The organism is Luteimonas sp. A534 (assembly GCF_054072805.1).
Genome location: NZ_JBSVRR010000005.1, coordinates 187,814 through 206,852, shown reverse-complemented (window position 1 = coordinate 206,852; position 19,039 = coordinate 187,814). Strand labels below are relative to the sequence as shown.

General features: G+C 69.1%; 19 protein-coding genes. 5 read left to right on the top strand and 14 right to left on the bottom strand.

From position 1 onward, the window contains the following. Positions 1-168 precede the first annotated feature (168 nt). Both dbpA and ACW5F0_RS12770 read right to left on the bottom strand, forming a co-directional pair. Positions 169-1,551 carry an ATP-dependent RNA helicase DbpA gene (gene dbpA / locus ACW5F0_RS12775; protein WP_456966023.1) on the bottom strand — a complete coding sequence of 461 codons (1,383 nt, stop codon included), beginning with the start codon at positions 1,549-1,551 and terminating at the stop codon, positions 169-171. A 161-nt stretch (positions 1,552-1,712) separates the two neighbouring features. Then, entirely contained in the window at positions 1,713-3,605 is a 1,893-nt protein-coding gene (locus ACW5F0_RS12770; RefSeq protein WP_456966024.1) for a DUF885 domain-containing protein, read from the bottom strand. 120 nt (positions 3,606-3,725) lie between these two features. Here ACW5F0_RS12770 and folE point away from each other — a divergent pair, with 120 nt between their 5' ends. Next, positions 3,726-4,328, top strand: coding sequence for a GTP cyclohydrolase I FolE (folE, locus tag ACW5F0_RS12765; RefSeq protein ID WP_456966025.1), 603 nt, complete (start codon positions 3,726-3,728; stop codon positions 4,326-4,328). Here folE and ACW5F0_RS12760 read toward each other — a convergent pair. Further along, entirely contained in the window at positions 4,306-4,641 is a 336-nt protein-coding gene (locus tag ACW5F0_RS12760) for a hypothetical protein (RefSeq protein ID WP_456966026.1), read from the bottom strand. The genes folE and ACW5F0_RS12760 overlap by 23 nt on opposite strands. Positions 4,642-4,831: 190 nt before the next feature. Between ACW5F0_RS12760 and ACW5F0_RS12755 the strand changes: the two genes are divergently transcribed. Next, positions 4,832-5,062, top strand: a complete 231-nt coding sequence (locus ACW5F0_RS12755; RefSeq protein WP_456966027.1) for a hypothetical protein — start codon at positions 4,832-4,834, stop codon at positions 5,060-5,062. Between the two features lie 7 nt (positions 5,063-5,069). Here ACW5F0_RS12755 and ACW5F0_RS12750 read toward each other — a convergent pair whose 3' ends face one another. Genes ACW5F0_RS12750 through ACW5F0_RS12735 form a run of 4 tightly spaced genes read right to left on the bottom strand, consistent with a single transcriptional unit; the run spans position 5,070 to position 6,870 of the window. Further along, entirely contained in the window at positions 5,070-5,492 is a 423-nt protein-coding gene (locus ACW5F0_RS12750) for a barstar family protein (RefSeq protein WP_456966028.1), read from the bottom strand. Further along, positions 5,489-5,974 carry a ribonuclease domain-containing protein gene (locus ACW5F0_RS12745; protein WP_456966029.1) on the bottom strand — a complete coding sequence of 162 codons (486 nt, stop codon included), beginning with the start codon at positions 5,972-5,974 and terminating at the stop codon, positions 5,489-5,491. Before ACW5F0_RS12745 ends, ACW5F0_RS12750 begins: the two co-directional genes overlap by 4 nt. Before the next feature lie 9 nt (positions 5,975-5,983). After that, positions 5,984-6,322 carry an I78 family peptidase inhibitor gene (locus tag ACW5F0_RS12740; RefSeq protein ID WP_456966030.1) on the bottom strand — a complete coding sequence of 113 codons (339 nt, stop codon included), beginning with the start codon at positions 6,320-6,322 and terminating at the stop codon, positions 5,984-5,986. A 56-nt stretch (positions 6,323-6,378) separates the two neighbouring features. After that, positions 6,379-6,870 carry an MgtC/SapB family protein gene (locus ACW5F0_RS12735; RefSeq protein WP_456966031.1) on the bottom strand — a complete coding sequence of 164 codons (492 nt, stop codon included), beginning with the start codon at positions 6,868-6,870 and terminating at the stop codon, positions 6,379-6,381. 305 nt (positions 6,871-7,175) lie between these two features. Here ACW5F0_RS12735 and ACW5F0_RS12730 point away from each other — a divergent pair, with 305 nt between their 5' ends. After that, on the top strand, positions 7,176-8,369 hold the full coding sequence (locus ACW5F0_RS12730; protein ID WP_456999867.1) for a lytic murein transglycosylase: 1,194 nt from the start codon (positions 7,176-7,178) through the stop codon (positions 8,367-8,369). A 6-nt stretch (positions 8,370-8,375) separates the two neighbouring features. Here ACW5F0_RS12730 and ACW5F0_RS12725 read toward each other — a convergent pair whose 3' ends face one another. Next, a complete protein-coding gene (locus tag ACW5F0_RS12725; RefSeq protein ID WP_456966033.1) occupies positions 8,376-9,035 on the bottom strand; it encodes a glutathione S-transferase family protein in 660 nt (219 codons plus the stop codon). Between the two features lie 266 nt (positions 9,036-9,301). Here ACW5F0_RS12725 and ACW5F0_RS12720 point away from each other — a divergent pair, with 266 nt between their 5' ends. Then, the gene (locus ACW5F0_RS12720) at positions 9,302-10,900 is read left to right on the top strand and encodes a M28 family peptidase (RefSeq protein WP_456999874.1); all 1,599 of its coding nucleotides are present in this window, start codon (positions 9,302-9,304) and stop codon (positions 10,898-10,900) included. Between the two features lie 4 nt (positions 10,901-10,904). On the opposite strand, the gene ACW5F0_RS12715 is transcribed toward ACW5F0_RS12720, so the two are convergent. Then, positions 10,905-12,350, bottom strand: coding sequence for an Hsp70 family protein (locus tag ACW5F0_RS12715; protein ID WP_456966034.1), 1,446 nt, complete (start codon positions 12,348-12,350; stop codon positions 10,905-10,907). A 120-nt stretch (positions 12,351-12,470) separates the two neighbouring features. Here ACW5F0_RS12715 and ACW5F0_RS12710 point away from each other — a divergent pair, with 120 nt between their 5' ends. Continuing rightward, positions 12,471-13,091: a DUF938 domain-containing protein gene (locus ACW5F0_RS12710; RefSeq protein ID WP_456966035.1), complete on the top strand. Its 621-nt coding sequence runs from the start codon at positions 12,471-12,473 to the stop codon at positions 13,089-13,091. Positions 13,092-13,193: 102 nt separating this feature from the next. Here ACW5F0_RS12710 and ACW5F0_RS12705 read toward each other — a convergent pair whose 3' ends face one another. From ACW5F0_RS12705 to ACW5F0_RS12685, 5 genes are all read right to left on the bottom strand, one after another. After that, positions 13,194-14,093 (bottom strand): glycerophosphodiester phosphodiesterase, encoded by a 900-nt coding sequence (locus ACW5F0_RS12705; RefSeq protein WP_456999866.1) that lies wholly within the window; start codon positions 14,091-14,093, stop codon positions 13,194-13,196. Then, positions 14,090-14,260: a hypothetical protein gene (locus tag ACW5F0_RS12700; protein ID WP_456966037.1), complete on the bottom strand. Its 171-nt coding sequence runs from the start codon at positions 14,258-14,260 to the stop codon at positions 14,090-14,092. Before ACW5F0_RS12700 ends, ACW5F0_RS12705 begins: the two co-directional genes overlap by 4 nt. After that, positions 14,260-17,376 carry a TonB-dependent receptor gene (locus tag ACW5F0_RS12695; RefSeq protein WP_456999865.1) on the bottom strand — a complete coding sequence of 1,039 codons (3,117 nt, stop codon included), beginning with the start codon at positions 17,374-17,376 and terminating at the stop codon, positions 14,260-14,262. The genes ACW5F0_RS12700 and ACW5F0_RS12695 overlap by 1 nt, the downstream gene beginning before the upstream one ends. A 95-nt stretch (positions 17,377-17,471) precedes the next feature. Beyond that, the gene (locus tag ACW5F0_RS12690) at positions 17,472-18,356 is read right to left on the bottom strand and encodes a FecR family protein (protein WP_456999864.1); all 885 of its coding nucleotides are present in this window, start codon (positions 18,354-18,356) and stop codon (positions 17,472-17,474) included. 11 nt (positions 18,357-18,367) lie between these two features. Then, complete coding sequence (locus ACW5F0_RS12685; RefSeq protein WP_456966039.1) at positions 18,368-18,979, bottom strand: RNA polymerase sigma factor; 612 nt, start codon at positions 18,977-18,979, stop codon at positions 18,368-18,370. Positions 18,980-19,039 lie beyond the last annotated feature (60 nt).

Below are 19,039 nucleotides of genomic sequence, written 5' to 3'. Positions count from 1 at the left end.
CAGCGCCGGGGGACATGAGCACTCAAGGGCCTTGGCACCCGGCGCCCGAGAGGATCAATGGCGCGCCATTCCCTCAGTTGGGAGATGAACCCGAAAACAGCCTCGATGGCTGCACGAAGCAGGCGGCACGGAGCGCCGCGGACCCGCCGGCAGCGTTTCGATCCGTGGCTAGATCGGCTGTACCCGGAACTTCCGCCCCTTGATCTTGCCGGCGCGCAGGCGTTCGAGCGCCTGCGTGGCCTTGCCGCGTGCGATGGCGACGTAGCTGCGGGTGGCGAAGACGTCGATCTTGCCGATCGCGTCCTTGTGCAGGCCGGCGTCGCCGGTGAGTGCGCCCACGATGTCGCCCGGGCGCAGCTTGTCGCCGCGGCCGGCATCGATGCGCAGCGTGGCCATCGCGGGCGTGGGCACGTTGGTGGCCTTGCCCGAAAGCGGCGCCACGCTTTCCCAGCGCAAGGGCTTGCCTTGGCGTTCGGCGACGAGATCCGCGCGCGGGCGTTCGCGCGGCGTGACCAGGCTCAGCGCCAGACCGGCGCGCCCGGCGCGTCCGGTACGGCCGACGCGGTGCAGGTAGGTGTCGACGTCGGTGGGCAGTTCGTAGTTCACCACCGCGCCGATGTCTTCGACGTCCAGGCCGCGCGCGGCGACGTCGCTGGCCACCAGCACGCTGCAGCTGCGGTTGGCGAACTGCAGCAGCACCTCGTCGCGGTCGCGCTGCTCCATGTCGCCGTGCAGGGCGAGCGCGGAGAAGCCGTAGTGTTCGAGCGATCCGACCACGTCCCGGGTATCGGCACGGGTGTTGCAGAACACCACTGCGGACTCCGGGTTGTGGCGCAGCAGCAGCGCGGCCAGCAGCGGCGCGCGGCGCGCCGGGTCGGCCTCGAAGAACAGCTGTTCGATTGCGGCCGGCTGGGCGCCGCCGTCGATGCTGACCTCCAGCGGCTCGCGCAGCATGGCCTGGCCCAGCGCGCGGATCGCGTCGGGGAAGGTGGCCGAGAACAGCAGGCCCTGGCGGTCCTTCGGCGTGCGCTTCACCAGGTCGCGGATGTCGTCCTCGAAGCCCATGTCGAGCATGCGGTCGGCTTCATCCAGCACCAGGGTGCGCACGGACTTCAGTGACAGCGCGCCCTTGGCGGCGAGCTCCTGGATGCGGCCGGGCGTGCCGACCACGACGTGCGGGGCGTGGGTGAGCGAGGCCAGCTGCGGGCCCAGCGGGATGCCGCCGCAGAGGATCGAGACCTTCAGGTTCGGGATGCCCAGCGCCAGCCGCCGCAGCTGCTTGCCGACCTGGTCCGCCAGTTCGCGCGTCGGGCACAGCACCAGCGCCTGGGTCGTGCCGAGCGCGGGATCGAGCCGGTGCAGCAGGCCGAGGCCGAAGGCGGCGGTCTTGCCGCTGCCGGTCGGTGCCTGCGCGATCACGTCGCGGCCTCCCAGGATCGCGGGCAGCGCCTGCGCCTGGATCGGGGTCATGGTGGTGAAGCCCAGGGCTTCGACGCCCTGCAGCAGGGCGGGTGGAACCTCGAGCGAGGCGAAATCGGGGGGCGTGGTCATGTGGACATGATGGCAGGCATCGCGGGTGCAGCCGTCAATCGCGTGCGATCGCGGCTATAGCCGCTCCCACAGGTGCAGGCATGGGATGTGGGTCTTGGGCGATCGCGGCTATAGCCGCTCCCACAAAAGTGTGGGAGCGGCGTGCCTGTCCCCGGCGGGGATCAGCCGGCCTTCTGCGACTCCACCCAGCGGTTCACGCGCCGCTCCAGCAGGTCCAGCGGCATCGCGCCGCCGCCCAGCACGGCGTCGTGGAAGCCGCGGATGTCGAAGGCTTCGCCCAGCTCGGCCTCGGCGTGCGCGCGCAGCTCCTGGATCCGGATCATGCCGACCTTGTACGCCGTCGCCTGGCCGGGGTTGACCAGGTAGCGCTGCACCTCGGACTTGATCGCGGCGTCGGGCACCGAGCTGTTGGCGCGGAAGTAGTCCACGGCCTGCTGCTCGGTCCAGCCCTTGGCGTGCATGCCGGTGTCGACCACCAGGCGGATCGCGCGCCACATCTCGGACATCAGGCGGCCGTATTCGGAATACGGGGTCTGGTAGGTGTCGGGCATCTCCTTCGCCAGCCACTCCGAGTACAGGCCCCAGCCCTCGGTGTAGGCGGTATCGAAGTTCTGGGTGCGGAAGGTCGGCACGCCGGTGAGTTCCTGCGCGATCGAGATCTGCATGTGATGGCCCGGCAGGCCCTCGTGGTACGCGATCACCTCGAGCTCGGTCTTGGGCATCGAGTCCATGTCCGACAGGTGCGCGTAGTACACGCCCGGGCGCGAGCCGTCGGGCGAGGCCGGGTTGTAGTGCTGCGCGGCGCCGTCCTGCTCGCGGAAGGCCTCCACGCGCTTCACCACCAGGTCCGCCTTGGGCAGCAGGCCGAAGTACTGCGGCAGGTACTGCTTGATGTTGTCGATGGCCGCGGTGGCATCGTCGATATAGGCCTGGCGGCCGGCGTCGGTATTGGGGTACAGGCGCGAGGGGTCGGCCTGGACGTGCTTGAAGAAGGCCTGCAGGTCGCCCTCGAAGCCGATCTGCGCCTGCACCTTCTCCAGTTCGCCGCGCAGGCGCGCGACTTCCGACAGGCCGAGTTCGTGGATCTGGTCGGCGGTCATGTCGGTGGAGGTATTTTCGTGGAGCTGGTACGCGTAGTACGCGGCGCCGTTGGGATGGGTCTGGCCGACGCCGGTGGGGTTCACCGAGGCCTTGGGCAGCTCTCCGGTGCCAAAGGCGATCAGGCGGTCATAGGCGGGCTTGACCGCTTCCAGCAGGGCCTTGCGGGCCTCGTCCTTCAGCTCGGCTGCGCGCTCCGGGGTGACCGTGCCGGCCTTGGCCAGCGCATCGGCCTTGGCCTGGGCGTCGGCCCACAGCGCGCTGTCGGCGCCGCCGTCGAATGGCGCGCCGCCCACCACCTTCTTCGACTGGTCGATCACGCCTTCCCAGGCGAACTTCGGCGGGCGGATGCCGTCGGCCGCGGCCTTGCCGGCGCGCTCGACCAGGGTGTCGAATACCTGCGGCAGCGCGCGCAGGCGCGAGACATAGGCCAGGTAGTCGGACTCGGTGTCGACGCGGTGGAAATTGATCATGAAGGTCGGGGCCATGCTGTGCATGCCGTTCATCTGGTCGAAGGCGTAGCCGTCGAGCAGGAAGGGCATGCCGTCGCGGGCGCTCTCGTACTGCTTCTTCCACAGGTCCCAGGACAGCTGCGCTTCGGGATCGAGGCGGTCGTAGTCGAAGCTCGACTCCATCTCCTTCACCGAGGCTTCCATCCAGTCCAGGCGCTTCTGGATGCCGGCATCGGACACGTCGTCGATCTGGTCGTACAGCTCCTTGCGGCCGAGGAAGGTCATGCGGATCGGGCTGAACTGCATCTGCTCCTCGAACTTCTCCTCGAACCAGGCATTGAGGCGCGCGGTCTCGGCTTCGCGCTCTTCCGCGGTCGCGGGGGCGGCCGTGGTGGTGGGGGTGGTCGGGGTGTCGGTGGCGGCGCGGTCGCAGGCGGCCAGGCCGAGCGGGAGGACCAGCGCCAGGGCGATGGCGAGGGGTGAGCGGGCGGAAGCTGGGCGCATTGCGGACTCTCCGGGAGGGTGGGACAACGCCGCATTGTGTGGCCGCCGCGCCCCCGCCGCCACGGCGGATGGTCATGACCGGCGCGGTACCATGTGCGGTCCAGGATCAGGAGCAACGCCATGGGCCAGCCCGATGATGAACAGCGCAACGGCGTGGGCCGCGGCGAGGCCGAGCAGGCCGTCCGTACCCTGCTGCGCTGGGCCGGCGACAACCCGACGCGCGAGGGCCTGCTCGATACGCCCAAGCGCGTGGTCGACGCCTATGGCGACTGGTTCAGCGGCTATGCCGAGGAGCCGCGCGAGTACCTCGAGCGCACCTTCGAAGAGGTCTGCGGCTACGACGAGATGATCGTGCTGCGCGACATCCAGTTCGAAAGCCACTGCGAGCACCACATGGCGCCGATCATCGGCAAGGCGCACGTCGGCTACCTGCCCGACGGCAAGGTGGTGGGCATCAGCAAGCTGGCGCGCGTGGTCGAGGCCTATGCGCGCCGCTTCCAGGTGCAGGAAAAGATGACCGCCCAGATCGCCAACGTGATCCAGGACGTGCTGAAGCCGCGCGGCGTGGGCGTGGTGGTCGAAGCCAGCCACGAATGCATGACCACCCGCGGCGTGCACAAGCGCGGCGTCAGCATGGTGACCTCGAAGATGGTCGGCGGCTTCCGCGACGACGCGCGCACGCGTCAGGAATTCCTGCGCTTTATCGGGGATCCGCGGGGGTAACCGGGTCTTCTTCGTCCATCGTCGGGTCGACCGGCGGCGGGCGGGTGGCGTCGTCCAGCGGGGTGTCGTCCGTGGGCGGCGGGAGCGGGTCCATCGGCGGGACTTCGGGGTCGGTGGGCATCGGCAGCGGATCGACGGGCGCGAGCTCGTGCAGCGGCTCCGCCTCCGACAGGGGCGCGGGGTCCGTGGTGCCTGCAGCGGGCACGTTTGCCGACGGCAGTTCGTCCACCGGTGTGTAGGCTTCGCTCGGGTCGCTGCAGGCGCTCAGTGACAGCGCCAGGGCGGCAAGGGCGGCGGGTAGCAGTCGCGTCATCGCGGCGGTCCTCTCGGGGGTGGGCCTGCGCGAAGTATCGTGAACGCGGCGTGTTCGGGGCGTGTTCGCCGCCGGGCCGCTCGTGGCAGGTATCGCCGCCATGGCGGTCCCGCATCCGCGGCACCGCCTTGATCGCCGAGCGTCCGGCATGCACGCTGCGGGGCACCGCACCCTCGAACGGAATCACGCCATGCGCTTCGCCCTTGCCCTCTGTGCCGCCGCGTTCGTGCTCGCCGGCTGCGCCGGCATGTCCGAGTACCACGACACCAACGCCGCGGTCGATGCCAATCCGATGTGCGTGAGCCGCCCCGATCGCCCCGGCGAGCCGGTGTCGCGGGACTGCGAGCGCAGGAGCGAGGGCAGCATCAGCTCCAGGCGCGAAAGCCAGCCGGTCGACTTCCGCAAGGACCAGGACGACTGAGCCCGGCTCAGGCGTCGGGCGGCGTCACAGGAAGCAGCGCCCAGAACGGCACGCCTGCGCGTGCGTGGGCGGTCGCGGCCTCGTCCAGGATATCCAGCAGCGTGGCGAAGTCGTCCGGCGCGGCATCGCGCAGGTCGGCGCAGTGGTCGAGCAGCAGCACGTAGCCGGGCGCGGGCAGCCAGGACAGGTCGCCCAGGCTGTCGGCGAGCGCATCCCAGTTGCCGCCGAAGGTGGCGGGGAACTGCAGCGCTTCGGCGATCTGGTCGAGCAGGGCGTCCTTGTCGTCGGCGGCCGCCAGGTTGGCCACGGCAACGGTGAAGTCGAGCGCGTTGGCGGCTTCGACCAGGGCCGCGCGGTCACGGATGTCGACGAAATAGGCCGCGGCCTGGCTGGCGTCGGCCAGCAGGCTGCCGAGTTCGATGTCGATCATGGGCGGTCCCTGCGCTGGAAGGCGCGGAAGCTGCGGTAGTGGTCGGCGGTGTAATACCACTCGGCGGGCGGATCGCCGCCGGTGACGATGCGCCGGGCGCCGCGGTGGCCAAGCCCGGGGGTGTCGACGGTGTATTCGCGGTAGTGGCCGCGCTGGCGCTCGGGCAGCAGGCGCTCGCGGTTCTGGAACACGCTGCCGTCCTGGCGATGCGGGAAGGGGCCGCCGCGATCGATCAGGGCCAGGGTGGCGTGGGCCTCGGCGGGCAGGAAGGCGAGTGCGGGGTCGGACCGGGTGCCGCCATCGCCGCGCGCTGGCGGCGGCAGGGTGGGTGCGCTGTCCGGCAGCGCGTGCGTGTCCGCGGCCGGTGGCAGGCCTGGGCCGCTTTCGCGCTCCAGCACCTGCCACATGCCGAACAGGCACAGGGCCGCGACCAGCCAGATCCAGCTGCGCGGTGTCGTTCCCCTGGCCTTCCCCCGTGCCATGGTCCCGCGTCAGCCGCAGGTGGCCCGCGTGATCACGCCCTTGTCGTCCAGGTGCAGGTTCAGGCGTCCTTCGCGGTAGTCCATGGTCACCGCCATGCCCGGCCGGATGACGCGCACGCCGCGGGCGCCGGCGGCCGATTTCGCCTGCTCGGCAACGGCTTCGGTAATGGACTGGCCGACGAACGCGGCGGCGGCCTTGTCGTCGCAGCTGCCGCTCACACCGTCGATGACGGTGGGCGGCGGGCGGTCGGCCGCGGGTTCGCGCGCGGTCGAGCAGGCGGCGACCATGCAGGCCAGCGGTGCCACCAGCAGGGCGGCAAGGGTGCGGGCGGGGCGGTGATCGTGCATTGGGGAGTCCTCGCGGTCGGTGTTGGATCATGCCGCAACTGCGGCGCGTGCGTTTTTCAGTCCTCGCCGGGATCGGGCCCGGGTTCGGCCGTGCCGATGCGGCGTTCCAGGCGGCGGAACACGGCCAGCACCAGCACGCACAGCAGCGACGCGCCGAACGCCAGCAGGTAGTTGCCGAGGCCGGCGGCGATGCCGATGGCGGCGGCCATCAGCAGCGAGCTGGCGGTGGTCAGGCCGTGCACCTGCTCCTTGCCGCGGGCGCGCAGGATGGCGCCGGCGCCGACGAAGCCGACGGCGGCGACCACGGCCTCGATCAGTCGGCCGGGATCGATGCGCAGCAGGTCGCGGTACTGCTCCTGGGCGAAGTGCTGGGCGACCACGTCGCCGAGGCCGACGATCAGCGCCGCGGCGCCGGCGATCATCATGTGCGTGCGCAAGCCGGCGGAATGGTGGCCGAGCTCGCGTTCGATGCCGAGCACGCCGCCCAGCGCCATCGCGGCGGCCACGCGCAGCAGGATCCAGAGTTCGCCGTCGTGCAGGGCTTCCATCGCGGTCGTTCCGGTTGCGGACGGTTGATGACAACGCAGTGGCGGTCTGTTGGCCGTGAAGCCGGGGCGCCGCGCGATGTCGTTCATGCGGCGTGACGGTTCGCGGTGTGGGTGCGTGCCTACAATCCGGCGAGTCGAATCCGGAGCTTGCGATGCGTCTTTTCCCTGCCCTTGCAGCGCTGTTGTTGGCCTTGCCCGCGTCACTGGCTTTGGCGCAGGACGCCATGCCCGCCGCTGCGCCGGCAGGGCCGACACCGGCAGTCGATGATGCTGCGCCAGCCCCCGCTGATGCATCGGCTCCAAAGGTGCCGCAGGCACCCGCGCAGCCGGTGGCCTCCGCGGCCGAGCTGGCTACTTTCACGGGCTGCATGGCACGCGTGCGCGGCTCAGCCGGCACCAAGGGCGTCGACGGCGCCAGCTTCGACCGCCTGACCGCGGACCTCGCGCCGGACATGACGGTGTTGCCGCTGCTCGACCAGCAGCCCGAGTTCACCACGCCGATCTGGGACTACCTGGCGGCGCTGGTCGACCGGCAGCGCGTGGACGACGGGCTGGCCATGCTCACCGCGCATGCCGACACCCTGGCGCGGGTGCAGGCGGAGTACGGCGTCGACCCGGCGACGGTGGTGGCGGTGTGGGGCGTGGAGAGCGACTACGGGCGCAGCTTCGGCAAGCGGCCGCTGCTGACGTCGCTGTCGACGCTGTCGTGCTTCGGGCGACGGCAGCCGTTCTTCCAGGGCGAGCTGATCGCGACCCTGCAGCTGCTGGCGCGCGGGGACCTGGTCGATCCGGGCATCACCGGCTCGTGGGCGGGGGCGTTCGGGCATACGCAGTTCATGCCGACCACCTACCAGCGGATCGCGGTGGACTTCGATGGCGACGGGCGCCGCGACCTGGTCGGCAGCATCCCGGATGCGCTGGGATCGACGGCGAACTACCTGAAAAAGTCAGGTTGGCGCAACGGCGAACCGTGGGGCTACGAGGTGGCGTTGCCGCAAGGCTTCAACGCCGCGCAGGCGGGTCGGACGAATCGCAAACCGCTGTCGGAGTGGGTGAAACAGGGCGTGACGCGCGTAGATGGCAGTGCGATCGGTGGCGTGGCTGCGGATGCGCGCGCGGCGGTGATCCTGCCTGCGGGCGCGGCGGGGCCGGCGTTCGTGGTGTTCAAGAACTTCGATGCGATCTATTCGTACAACGCGGCGGAAAGCTATGCCCTGGCGATCGCGCACCTGGCCGACCGGCTGCGCGGCGGCGGCGGATTCGCAAAGGCGTGGCCGACGGATGATCCCGGGATCGGGCGGGCGGAGCGGCGTGAACTGCAGGCGCTGCTGCTGGCGCACGGGCATGCGATCGGCGAGGCCGACGGCATGGTGGGCACGCTGACGCGGCGTGCGATCGCGCAGGAGCAGGCGCGGCTGGGGATGGCGCCGGCGGATGGGCGCGCTGGACTGCGGATCCTGGAGGCGTTGCGGCGCGAAGGAGCTGTGCGGACGCCCTGACCGTCATCAGTCGCGGTCGGGGGCCCCGAGCGGGAAGAGCGGGCGGTAGGGCCGGGCTTCGTCGACCGCACGCGCGATGGAGGGGTGGGCGAGCAGCCGGGCGCGGTACGCGCGGAGCGTGGGGAAGGCGTCGGGGATCGGGTGGGTCCAGTCGGCGTAGAAGAGCGACGGAGCGGCCGCGCAGTCGGCGAGGGTGAAGTCGGGCCCGGTGGCCCAGGTCCGGCCTGCCAGGTGTCCATCCAGCCAGGCATAGGCGCGGTCCAGGCGTTCGCGGGCGATGTCGAGGCCTGCTTCGGGCGGCACGGGCAGGCGGCCGAGGGCGGCTTCGACCGCGATCTGCATGGCGTCCATGACGTGGAGGTCGAAGAAGCGGTCGAGGAAGCGGACGTCGAGCGCGGCCATCGGGTCGGCGGGGATGAGGCGCGCGGGGCCGGGATGGGATAGCTGCAGGTACTCGATGATGATGCTGGTCTCGACGAGCTGCCGGTCGCCGTCGACCAGCAGCGGGAACTTGCGCAGGGGCCAGCGCTGCAACCAGTCGGCGGTGTGCTCCGGCGTGTCCGGGCCGATGGTGCGGAACTCGAACGCGGTGCCGTTCTCGTAGAGGGCGATGAGGACCTTCTGGGTGTAGGACGAGAAGGGGTGGCCGTAGAGTGCGAGGGGCATCGGGGTGTCCTTGCAGATCGTGCGGGGCGGAGCCGCGATTGCGGGGCCGGAGGTGGTCCGAAGCGTGCGCCGGCTGGTTTCGGCGGGCAAGGGCGGTCCGTCACGGAACCGCATGCGACAGAATGGTGCCGTTGCCGAACCGGATGATTCCCATGGTGCGATTGTTGGGTGCGATGTTCGCGGGCCTGCTCCTTGGCGCTTGCAGCGGCGATGCGCCGCCCGCGGCGGACGAGGGCGCGGGCGCGGGCGTGGCACAGCCTGCGGCGATGGCGCCGGGGGCGATCAGCAGCGACAGGCTTGCCGCGCATCTGCGCATGCTGGCCTCCGACGCGTTCGCAGGCCGCGCGCCGGACACGCCCGGCGAAGAGAAGACGGTGGCCTACATCAGCGAACAGTTCGCGGCGGCGGGTCTCGAGCCCGCGGGCGACGCGGGCGGCTGGATGCAGGCCGTCACGCTGGAGCGGACACAGATCGCGGGTCCGGTGACGTCGTCGTTCACGATCGGCGACGCGGTGTGGGACCTGGCCAACGCCGAGGACATCGCGCTGGAGACGTTGCATCCGTCGGGCCGCGTGGACCTGCGCGACGTGCCGCTGGTGTTCGCCGGCTACGGCATCACCGCGCCGGAGCTGGACTGGGACGACTACGCCGGCCTCGACGTGCGCGGCAAGGTCGTGGTGGTGCTGGTCAACGATCCCGACTTCGAAACGGAGCCCGGGCGCTTCGGCGGCCCTGCGATGACGTGGTACGGGCGCTGGGCCTACAAGTACATCGAGGCGGCGAAGCGCGGCGCTGCGGGCGTGCTGATCGTGCACGAGACCGAACCGGCGGCGTATCCATGGGCGACGGTGCGCAACGGGCGCCTGGCGCCGCAGTTCGACATCGTGCGCGACGACGCGGCCGCGCATCACCTGCCGGTACGTGGCTGGATCCAGCGCGCGACGGCCGAGCGCCTGTTCGCGGACGCGGGGCTGTCGTTCGATGAGGCGAAGCGTGAAGCGCAGCAGCACGGCTTCCGGGCGCGCGCGCTGGGTGATGCGACGTTCTCGGCGGCGTTCGATGTCGAGCGCAACCGCATCACCAGCCGCAACGTGGTGGGGCTGCTTCCCGGCGACGACCGCGCCGACGAGACCGTGATTGTCTCCGGGCACTGGGACAGCTTCGGCATCGGTGATCCCGACGACAGCGGCGACGCGATCATCAACGGCGCGGTCGACAACGCGACCGCGATCGCGTCGATGATCGAGATCGCGCGGGTAATGGCCGAAGGGCCGCCGCCGGCGCGCAGCGTGCTGTTCATCGCGCTGACCGCCGAGGAAAGCGGGCTGCTGGGCGCGACGTACTACGCCGCCAAGCCGCTGCGCCCGCTGGCCACGACGGCCGCGGCGATCAATATGGAGATGTGGAGCCCCGACGGGCCGACGCGCGACATCTCGAGCTGGGGCCTGGGCAAGGTCTCGCTGGAGCGTGACCTGCAAGCGGCGGCAGAGGCCGAAGGGCGCACGTATTCCAGCGACCCGAACCTCGAGGCCGGCTTCTTCTACCGCGCCGACCATTTCGCGTTTGCGCAGGCCGGCGTGCCCGCCATCACCGTGGGACCGGGCATGGACCAGGTCGATGGCGGCGTGGCCGGCGGCATGGCTGCGCGCGCGGACTACTTCGCCAAGCGCTACCACCAGCCCGGCGACGACTTCGATGACGGCTGGGACATGCGCGGGCCGGTCGCGGATACCGAAGTGGTGCTGCGGCTGGTGCGTGAAGTCGCGGGTTCGGCCGGCTGGCCGGAGTGGGATGCCGACAGCGAGTTCCGCGGAGCGCGTGAGGCGAGTGCGTCGCAACGCGCGCAGGGCTCCCCGCGCGACTGAGGGCTCAGGCAGCAGCCGCGCGCGCGAGCCCGGTCACCACGCCCAGCGACGCGTCGCCGCGCACGATCTCCACGCCCGGGAACACCTCGCCCACCAGTGCCGGCACGTAGGGCGAGCGCGACATGCCGCCGGTGAGGTAGATCACTTCCGGCACCTCGATCGCGCCAGCGCTGGCCTCGCGCATGAGCGCGCGCAGCTGGGTGAGGAACGGCCGCTCGGCGGCGGCCTCGAGGTGCGCGTGGTCGATCGCGCAGGCCAGGCCCGGCTCGATGTAGTCGAGGTCGATGTCCACGCGCCCGGTGCCGCTCAGTTCGATCTTGGCCCGCTCGACCGCGCGGTTCAGGCGCACGGTGTGGCCGGCCTGCTGCAGCGCCATCAGGCGCGCGCCGTAGGGCGCCTCCACCTCGTCGAACACCGCGTTGCGGAAGTTGCCTTGGCGCTGCAGGTCCTGCACGTGCGACGCCTCGTAGAAGCGGTGCACGGGCGTGCGGGTGATGTTCTTGCCGAACAGCGGCATCACCCCGCGCATGCTCAGTTCCAGGTCCACGTCGGTACCGCCGACCGGCTCGCCCCAGGCCCCGTGGATCACCGGTGCCGGCGCATCGCCGCCCACCAGCGCCAGCGCCATGTCGGTCGTGCCGCCGCCGATGTCGAGGATCATCGTGCGGCACGCGCGCTGGCTGCGGCGGTGGAAGTCATAGGCGGCCGCGGCCGGTTCTTCCAGGAATTCGACGGCCTCGAATCCGGCTGCATGCGCGGCGTCGGTGAGGATCTCCAGCGCCTGCACGCCACCGCCCTCCTGCATCGAGCTGCGGAAGCGCACCGGACGGCCCATGACCGCCGAGCGCACGTCGGCGCCGAGCTGCGCGGAGGCGGTGCTGCGGATGTGGCGCAGCACGTGGGTGGCGATACCCAGCAGCACGTCGCGCGCGTGCGCCTCGAGCTTGTAGCCGAGCATCGATTTCGGCGAGACCACCAGGTGGCCCTCGCCGGCGGACAGGAAGGCATCGACCGCTTCGTCGCCGTACAGCGCGTCGTCGAGGTCGGCCTTGGCGTCCATCGCCTCGCGCACTTCGGCGGCGGCCCAGTTGCGGCGCACGGCGGCGATCGCCGCGCGGCGGATCTCGATATCGCTGCGCATGCGCAGCGTGGGCACCTGGGCGAGCGCGTCGGCGCGCAGGTGCGCCGGCTGCGCCATGGCCGCTTGCCGCAGGCGTTCGAGGCGCGCCATTTCGCGGGTCTGCTCGCCCTTGGCGCTGGTCATCCAGCGCGCCACCTCGTCCTGCAGCGCATCGGTCAGCTCGAACTTCTGCAGGTCCGGCAGCCGCTGCGGAAAGAACGCCGTGGTGCGGAACTGCTCCTGGTCGCCGAAGCGGATCAGCTGCACCTGGCCGTCCACCACGGCGCCCGCGGCCGAATAGCTCGTGCCGAAATCGATTCCAATCCGCATGTCCAACGCCTGCCCGTGCATTTACGAACGCCATTGTGACGGCGCCGCGCACGGATGCCGAGCGGCGAGCGCCGCCGCAGTGCGATTTGTATGCTGCAGACACCGAAGCCGGACACCGCCATGAGCCACGCCACTGCCAAACCCCATGCACCTTCCTGTGACCGCAATCGCGAGCCCATCCTCGCGGTGCTGCTCGAGCACTTCGCCGGCCGCAGCCGCGTGCTTGAAATCGCCAGCGGCACCGGCCAGCACGCGGTGCACTTCGCGGCTGCGATGCCGTGGCTTACCTGGCAGACCTCCGATGTCGCCGACAGCCTGCCCGGCATCCGCGCCTGGCTGGACGAAGCGAACCTGCCCAACACGCCGCCGCCGCTGGCGCTCGACGCGCTGCAGTCGCCCTGGCCGGCGGTCGATGCCGATGCGGTGTTCACCGCCAATTCCCTGCACATCATGGGCGTTGACGCGGTGGAGGCGTTCTTCCACGGCGTCGGGCAGGTGCTCGCAGGCGCACCAGGCGGCACGCTGGTGGCCTACGGCCCGTTCAACTACGCCGGCGCCTACAGCAGCGAAAGCAACCGCGACTTCGACGCCTGGCTGAAGGCGCGCGACCCGCGTTCGGGCATCCGCGACTTCGAGGTGGTGGATGCCCTCGCGGCCGATGCGGGACTCATGCTCCTGGCCGATGTGGCCATGCCGGCGAACAACCGTTGCCTGGCATGGCGGCGCAGCGGCCAAGGCTGATCGCCCGGCGGCACGCGTCCATGCCGTAGAAGAACAGCGGCAAGGATTGCTCCCTGCCGCTGCGAGTTGCGATGAAGACTTGCTGCCGAAACCCTGCTACTGCTACTGCTGCTGCTCCACGAACTCGATCGCGCCTTCCGGGTGGTTGGTGAAGAGGACATCCACGCCGAGATCGAGGTACTTGCGCCAGGCGTCAGGTGTGTCGACGACTTCCGAATAGACCTGCACGCCGGCAGCCTGCAGTGCCTTCACGTCGTCCCTGTCGGCGATGGAGTCGCGCAGCAGGATGCAGGTGGCATGGTGCTGTTGCAGCGTCGCCAGGAAATCGCGATGGCCCCAATTGTGCGCACCCAGCAGGCAGGTGCGGATGCGCGGGTTGATCGCGTGCAGGGCGTCGATGGTGCGGTAGTCGGACGATTGCAGGATGAACCTGTCTTCCAGCCCGTTCTGGCGCACTGCCGCTTCCACCAAGGTTGCGAATGCCACCGGATCCACATCGGTCACGCCCGGCATGGACTTGGGCACCTTGGTCTCGCCATAGAAGGTGACGTCCTCCTTCCGGTAGCGCTGCAGGACTTCATCCACCGTGGGGATGCGCGCACCCGGCACCGCCTTGTGGCCTTCCACGGCATAGATGTCGCGCACCTTCGTTCCGCAGTCGAACTGTCGGGTCTGCTCGAGGGTCAGGCCGCGGACCGGTCCGGCCACCACGTCCGAGCCCGGGTCGGGAGTGCAGATGTCGGGATTGATGGTGGCGTCGTGATGCACGATCAGCTGGTCGTCGACCGTCATCACCATATCGAGCTCCAGTACGTCGACGTCCAGCGCGATGGCGTGGTCGAACGCGCTGATGGTGTTCTCGGGGCGATGCATCGCTCCGCCGCGGTGGGCGGCGACGGCCGGCTGGACGAGTACCTCCGGCGCGGCCGGTTCCGCCGTGGTGCAGGCCGACAGCGCCACGGCAAGGCAGGCGGACAGCGTCCAGGCGTCTGCGCGCATCATTTGGCATCTCCGCGGCGGTCCGCATATTCGGCCTGCAGCAGGCGCGCCAGTTCTTTCGGGTTGTCGGTCAGGATCATGCTCACTCCGGTGTCGATCATTTCGCGCCACGTCGCATGGCGGATTTCGGTGGTTCGCGGCAGGCTTCCACGCGTCTGTCGACGCGCCATCAGAAGCTGAACTTCGCGTTGACGTAGAAGTAGCGGCCGTAGACGTCGTAAACGCCACCGCCGCCCTTGAAGATGCGCGGCCGGTACGGCACCTGGGTGTCGAACAGGTTGTTGATGCCCACGCGGAAGGTGGCGCGCTCGTTCATGTGCCAGCCGACGGTCAGGTCGTTGTAGAGCCTTGCCGGGAGCCTGTTTCCTTCGTAGGCCTCGTCGGACACGTTGGTGTAGTTGACCGACTTGCCCCAGTAGCGGTTGTTCAGGCCGATTTCCCAGTCGCCGATGTCGTAGTTCAGGGACAGGTTGCCGCGGAAGTCCGGGTTCTGGTAACCGCCGTCGTAGATGATCCGGCTGGTGGCCACGCCCGGCAGGGTGGTGGTTTCGTACGTGAGCAAATAGCTGGCGCGCAGGCCCATGCTCAGCCGGCCGGGGCCGAGGTCGAAGCGGTAGTTCGCGCCGAGGTCGATGCCCTTGGCCTCGGATTCGGACACGTTCATGAAGCTGGTATCGACGCCTTCGGCATAACCGCGCGAATCACGGGTGACGCGGTCGCAGAACTGGTTGTCGATGCTGGGCAGGTCCATGCACAGGTTCAGGATGTTCTGCTGCGAGACCGCGGTGATCATGTTGTCGAGCTTGATGTTCCAGTAGTCCAGGGTCACGTCCAGGTTGCGCACGAACAGCGGCTGCCAGACCAGGCCCGCGCTGACGCTGTCGGAGATCTCCGGGGTGACGTCCTGGCTGCCGCCGGTGATGACGTAGCCGGTGCCGATTTCGCTGGGCAGGTAGGGCGTGTCGACGCCCAGTTGCTGCATCAGTGCCGCGCAGTTGGCCATGCGGGTCGGGTTGGCCTGGTAACTGGTTTCAAGGCACGCATCGCGCACGCCGATTTCCTGCACGGCGCGCGAGGAGTACAGCTCGCCGAAGTTGGGAACGCGCACGCTCCTGGACTTGGTGGCGCGGAAGGTCAGGCTCTCGATCGGTGCCCAGCTCGCCCCCAGCTTCCAGGTGTTGGTGGAATCGAAGTCGCTGTAGTCCGAATGGCGGTACGCGCCTTCCAGGGTCAGGCGGTGCGCGAAGGGCAGGTCCTTCAGCACGGGCACCACCAGCTCCGCATAGATCTCGGACACGTCGTTGGACGCTGAAAGTTCCGGCTCGTAGGGCGCCCAGGTGCCCAGGTGCGACAGTTCGTTGGCCGGCGGCGCGGCCCCGTTGTCGTCGACGTTGTAGATGGATTCCTTGCGGTGTTCGAAGCCGAGAACCGCCTGCACTTCGCCGGCCGGCAGGGAGAACAGGTTGCCGGCCAGGCTGCCGCCGAAGATCGTCTGCCTCTGTTCGCGGTGCTTGCGGCGCGTGGCCATCATCCAGTCGCGCAGTTCCGGGCTGAGTTCTTCAGTGCTGAAGACGTCGAGCGGCACGCAGCCGAGTGCGCGGGCGGCCTCATCGCGGCACACCGGAATGCCGTCCTCATCGGCGATCACGTCGCGCGCGGCGAGCAGGCGCGAGGCCATCGGCACGTTGTTGGCGTGGATGTCATTGGTGCTGCGGCCGTGCTGCCAGAACGCTTCCCATTGGAATCCGCCGGCAATCTCGCCGTCGAACGCGGCGCCGATGTTGAAGGTCTGGCGGTCGCTGTGATCGGTCATCTGGCCGAAGTTTTCATAGCTGCGCTGCACGACAGTCGACTCCAGGCCATTGGCCAGCATGACGTCGCGGAAGGAGTCGGGCAGGAACGGATTGTCCAGGTAGGCAACCGCGCCACCGGCCCCGTTGATCCAGGTCAGGCGGTCGTCGTCGCGATACGGGCGGCGGTAGGCGTCGTACTTGGAGCGGCCGTAGTCGAAGTTCAGGCCGAAGTTCACCCGGTCGGTCAACTGATAGTTGAGATGACCCATGAGGGACGCGTTTTCGATCGGCGCGATCATGAAGTCGCTCCAATGCTGGCTCTGCGGCATGCCGCCATCGCCGCCATCGCGCGAGGTGCCGCAGCCGGCATGGCAGGTGTTGTAGGCGCCCACGTAGGCCGAGCCGTCCGGGTTCAACAGATACGTGTCCCCGCCGACGAAGATGGTCGGGACCGGCTGCAGGTACATGTTGGTGGTGTTGTAACGGATGATGCGGTCGGGGATGCCATCGTCGGGTCCGGTGTTTTCCGGGTTGGCCTGATAGCTGAGGTTCTCGTCCTTCGCATAGCGGTCATAGACGTGGATGGGGTCGTTCTTCGCCCAGGTGCCGCCGAACATCATGGAGCCGCGCCCGTCGGCGAAGCTGGTGCCGGCCACGATCGAGAACTGGGTCTTGTCGCCACCGCCGTCCTGGGTGGTGCCGGTGGTTGCCGAGAATTCAAGCCCTTCGAAATCCTTCCGGGTGATGATGTTGGCTGCGCCGGTCACGGCATCCGCGCCGTAGACCGCGGCCGCGCCGCCGGTGATGATCTCGACGCGGTCGACCATTGCGGCGGGAATCATGTTGATGTCGACCGCCGACGAGGACTGGCCGCTGGACACGCGACGACGCCCGTCGACCAGCGTCAGCGAGCGGGCGACGCCCATGTTGCGCAGTTCGATGGTCGCCATGCCGCCGTCGTACTGGCCTTCGGGCGAGCTGTTGTAGGGGCCGTTGCCGGGACCGACCGCGACGTCCTGCAATACGGTTTCGTACAGCGTGGTCTTGCCCTGGCTCATGGCACGGTCCATGTCGATCACCCCGATGGGCATCGACGATTCCAGCTCCGGCCGCGCGATGCGCGAGCCGGTGACCACCATGTTGGAGAGCGTTGAAACCTCGTCCCCGGGCGCCTCGGTGGCGCCCGGTGCCGCAGGGGTTTCCGGGCCCAGGACCACGACGTTGTTGTCGAACGAGCGAACCGCCAGGCCCGTTCCCGCGATCAGCCGGTCGAGTGCGGCGCGCGGTGGCAGCGTTCCCGACACGCCATTGACGATGCGGTCCTGTGCGTCGTCGCCGGATACGATGACCTGGATTCCGGCCTGCTGCGCGAACTCGCGGATTCCGCTCGACGCATCCTGCCGTTGAACGTGGAACTCATGCACCTGGTCCTGTGCATGCAGGGGGGCTGAAAGTGAGATCGCAACCACGGCGGCGGCGATCGAGATGGCCAAGCGGGAGGAGGTAGGGCGCACTGCGTGGGGTTCCTGTTGGGAGGACGTACCCCTTTGATGACGGCGCACCCGGCGGTTTCCTTCACGCTGGCGGATTAATTTTTTATGACAGGCGATCCCCTGGTCTGAAGAACGATCCGGCCGTCCCGGTGGGTGACCTGCGCACCGGCAATGACCGCTGCGGCCTGTGCGAACTGTTCCGGGTCGTTCGCCTTGAACAGCCCCACGATCCTGACGTCGCCGACGGCCGGGTCCTCCACCACGATCTGGATGCGGTTGACGCGATTGAATCGTTTCGACGCGGCCAGGATCGACTCGTTGTCCAGTGAGATCTGCCCGGGGTCCCGTGCCTGCGGCATGGACGCGTCGGGGTCCAGCGTCAGCTGGTCGCCGGCGTTCAGCACGATGCCCCGGTCGGCCTCGCCGTCGGCCCAGACCAGCACGCTGCCCTCCGACACGTTCACCAGCGCGCCCCTGCTGCCGACCCGTGTGACCGAGTAGACGGTGCCCACCGCCTGGGCGAACACCTCGCCGGAGCGGACCACGAACGGGCGCTTCGCATCCTTGGCCACGTTGAAGACGGCTTCACTGCTTTCCAGCGTCACGGTGCGGGCGTGGTCCGTCATCTGGACGGTGACATTCGCGCCGTCACCGAGGGTGACGATGCTGCCATCCGACAGGTTGAGGGCGTCGCGGGTGACGATGGGATCCGGCGTGGTCGGCCAGAAGCGGGCCGGCGCCACGACGATCAGGGCCAGAAGGCATGCCGCGATCGCGCCGATGGCCAGTCGGTGGCGCCGGGGGGGCGATGGCCTTGCCTGTCCGTAATCCGCGTCGTTGCCGGACGCAAGCACGGAGGGGCCGCGCACCACCGCGGTCTCGATCGCGTGGAGCGCCGCCTGGGCTCGCAACAGGGCGCCCTGGCGACGACGGTCCGCCCGCAGCCAGGCCTCCATCTCGGCGCGACGCCGGTCTGTCATCTGCCCATGGTTCAGACGGACCGCCCACCTCGCTGCCTCTTCTTCCGACTGCCTGTTTGAGTGGGGGTGCTCCAACCGTGTTCACCTTCGCTTGTACCGTGTGCTTCCTGCTCCGATATCGCCTTCAGCAGGTGTCTGATGCCGCGCACGATGTGGTTTTCGACAACGTTCTCGCTGACGCCCAACTGGCGCGCTGTTTCCGCCTGCGACAATCCGTGTATCCGGCGCAGTTCTATCACCTGCCGACAGGTCCAGGATAGGCGCGACAGGAGTTCCGCCATCTGTTCCAGCGTCTGGCCGGACTCGGCGGAACGGTCCGGCAATGGACCTTCATCCATGACGTACAGCCACTCGGTTTCCGTCATCGAGACGGAATTCTTGTGCCTGGCGGAGCGGACCGTATCGATGGCGACCGCACGGGCGGTGGTGAAGAAGTAGGAGCGGCCGTTGCGGATGTGCTCCACCGAGTCGAGCTCGGAGATCCGGCAGTAGGCTTCCTGGATCACGTCATCAATGTCGAGCACCGAGCGCCAGTGGCGGATCAGCCAGCTGCGGACCTCGGCTTCGTGCGGAAGGACCTCCTCGGCGACCCAGGCTGCGATGCGATTGCGATTGGTATCCATGGGGCGTCGCCTGGGGCGTGCATCAGGACACCGCGTCTGGTGCGGTCTGCTGCGCAGCGC

Bases quoted from the DNA above. Each gene is read 5' to 3' on its own strand.
- dbpA (WP_456966023.1), bottom strand. From the start codon at position 1,551: ATGACCACGCCCCCCGATTTCGCCTCGCTCGAGGTTCCACCCGCCCTG.
- ACW5F0_RS12770 (WP_456966024.1), bottom strand. From the start codon at position 3,605: ATGCGCCCAGCTTCCGCCCGCTCACCCCTCGCCATCGCCCTGGCGCTG.
- folE (WP_456966025.1), top strand. From the start codon at position 3,726: ATGGGCCAGCCCGATGATGAACAGCGCAACGGCGTGGGCCGCGGCGAG.
- ACW5F0_RS12760 (WP_456966026.1), bottom strand. From the start codon at position 4,641: ATGACGCGACTGCTACCCGCCGCCCTTGCCGCCCTGGCGCTGTCACTG.
- ACW5F0_RS12755 (WP_456966027.1), top strand. From the start codon at position 4,832: ATGCGCTTCGCCCTTGCCCTCTGTGCCGCCGCGTTCGTGCTCGCCGGC.
- ACW5F0_RS12750 (WP_456966028.1), bottom strand. From the start codon at position 5,492: ATGATCGACATCGAACTCGGCAGCCTGCTGGCCGACGCCAGCCAGGCC.
- ACW5F0_RS12745 (WP_456966029.1), bottom strand. From the start codon at position 5,974: ATGGCACGGGGGAAGGCCAGGGGAACGACACCGCGCAGCTGGATCTGG.
- ACW5F0_RS12740 (WP_456966030.1), bottom strand. From the start codon at position 6,322: ATGCACGATCACCGCCCCGCCCGCACCCTTGCCGCCCTGCTGGTGGCA.
- ACW5F0_RS12735 (WP_456966031.1), bottom strand. From the start codon at position 6,870: ATGGAAGCCCTGCACGACGGCGAACTCTGGATCCTGCTGCGCGTGGCC.
- ACW5F0_RS12725 (WP_456966033.1), bottom strand. From the start codon at position 9,035: ATGCCCCTCGCACTCTACGGCCACCCCTTCTCGTCCTACACCCAGAAG.
- ACW5F0_RS12720 (WP_456999874.1), top strand. From the start codon at position 9,302: ATGGCGCCGGGGGCGATCAGCAGCGACAGGCTTGCCGCGCATCTGCGC.
- ACW5F0_RS12715 (WP_456966034.1), bottom strand. From the start codon at position 12,350: ATGCGGATTGGAATCGATTTCGGCACGAGCTATTCGGCCGCGGGCGCC.
- ACW5F0_RS12710 (WP_456966035.1), top strand. From the start codon at position 12,471: ATGAGCCACGCCACTGCCAAACCCCATGCACCTTCCTGTGACCGCAAT.
- ACW5F0_RS12705 (WP_456999866.1), bottom strand. From the start codon at position 14,093: ATGATGCGCGCAGACGCCTGGACGCTGTCCGCCTGCCTTGCCGTGGCG.
- ACW5F0_RS12700 (WP_456966037.1), bottom strand. From the start codon at position 14,260: ATGGCGCGTCGACAGACGCGTGGAAGCCTGCCGCGAACCACCGAAATC.
- ACW5F0_RS12690 (WP_456999864.1), bottom strand. From the start codon at position 18,356: ATGACAGACCGGCGTCGCGCCGAGATGGAGGCCTGGCTGCGGGCGGAC.
- ACW5F0_RS12685 (WP_456966039.1), bottom strand. From the start codon at position 18,979: ATGGATACCAATCGCAATCGCATCGCAGCCTGGGTCGCCGAGGAGGTC.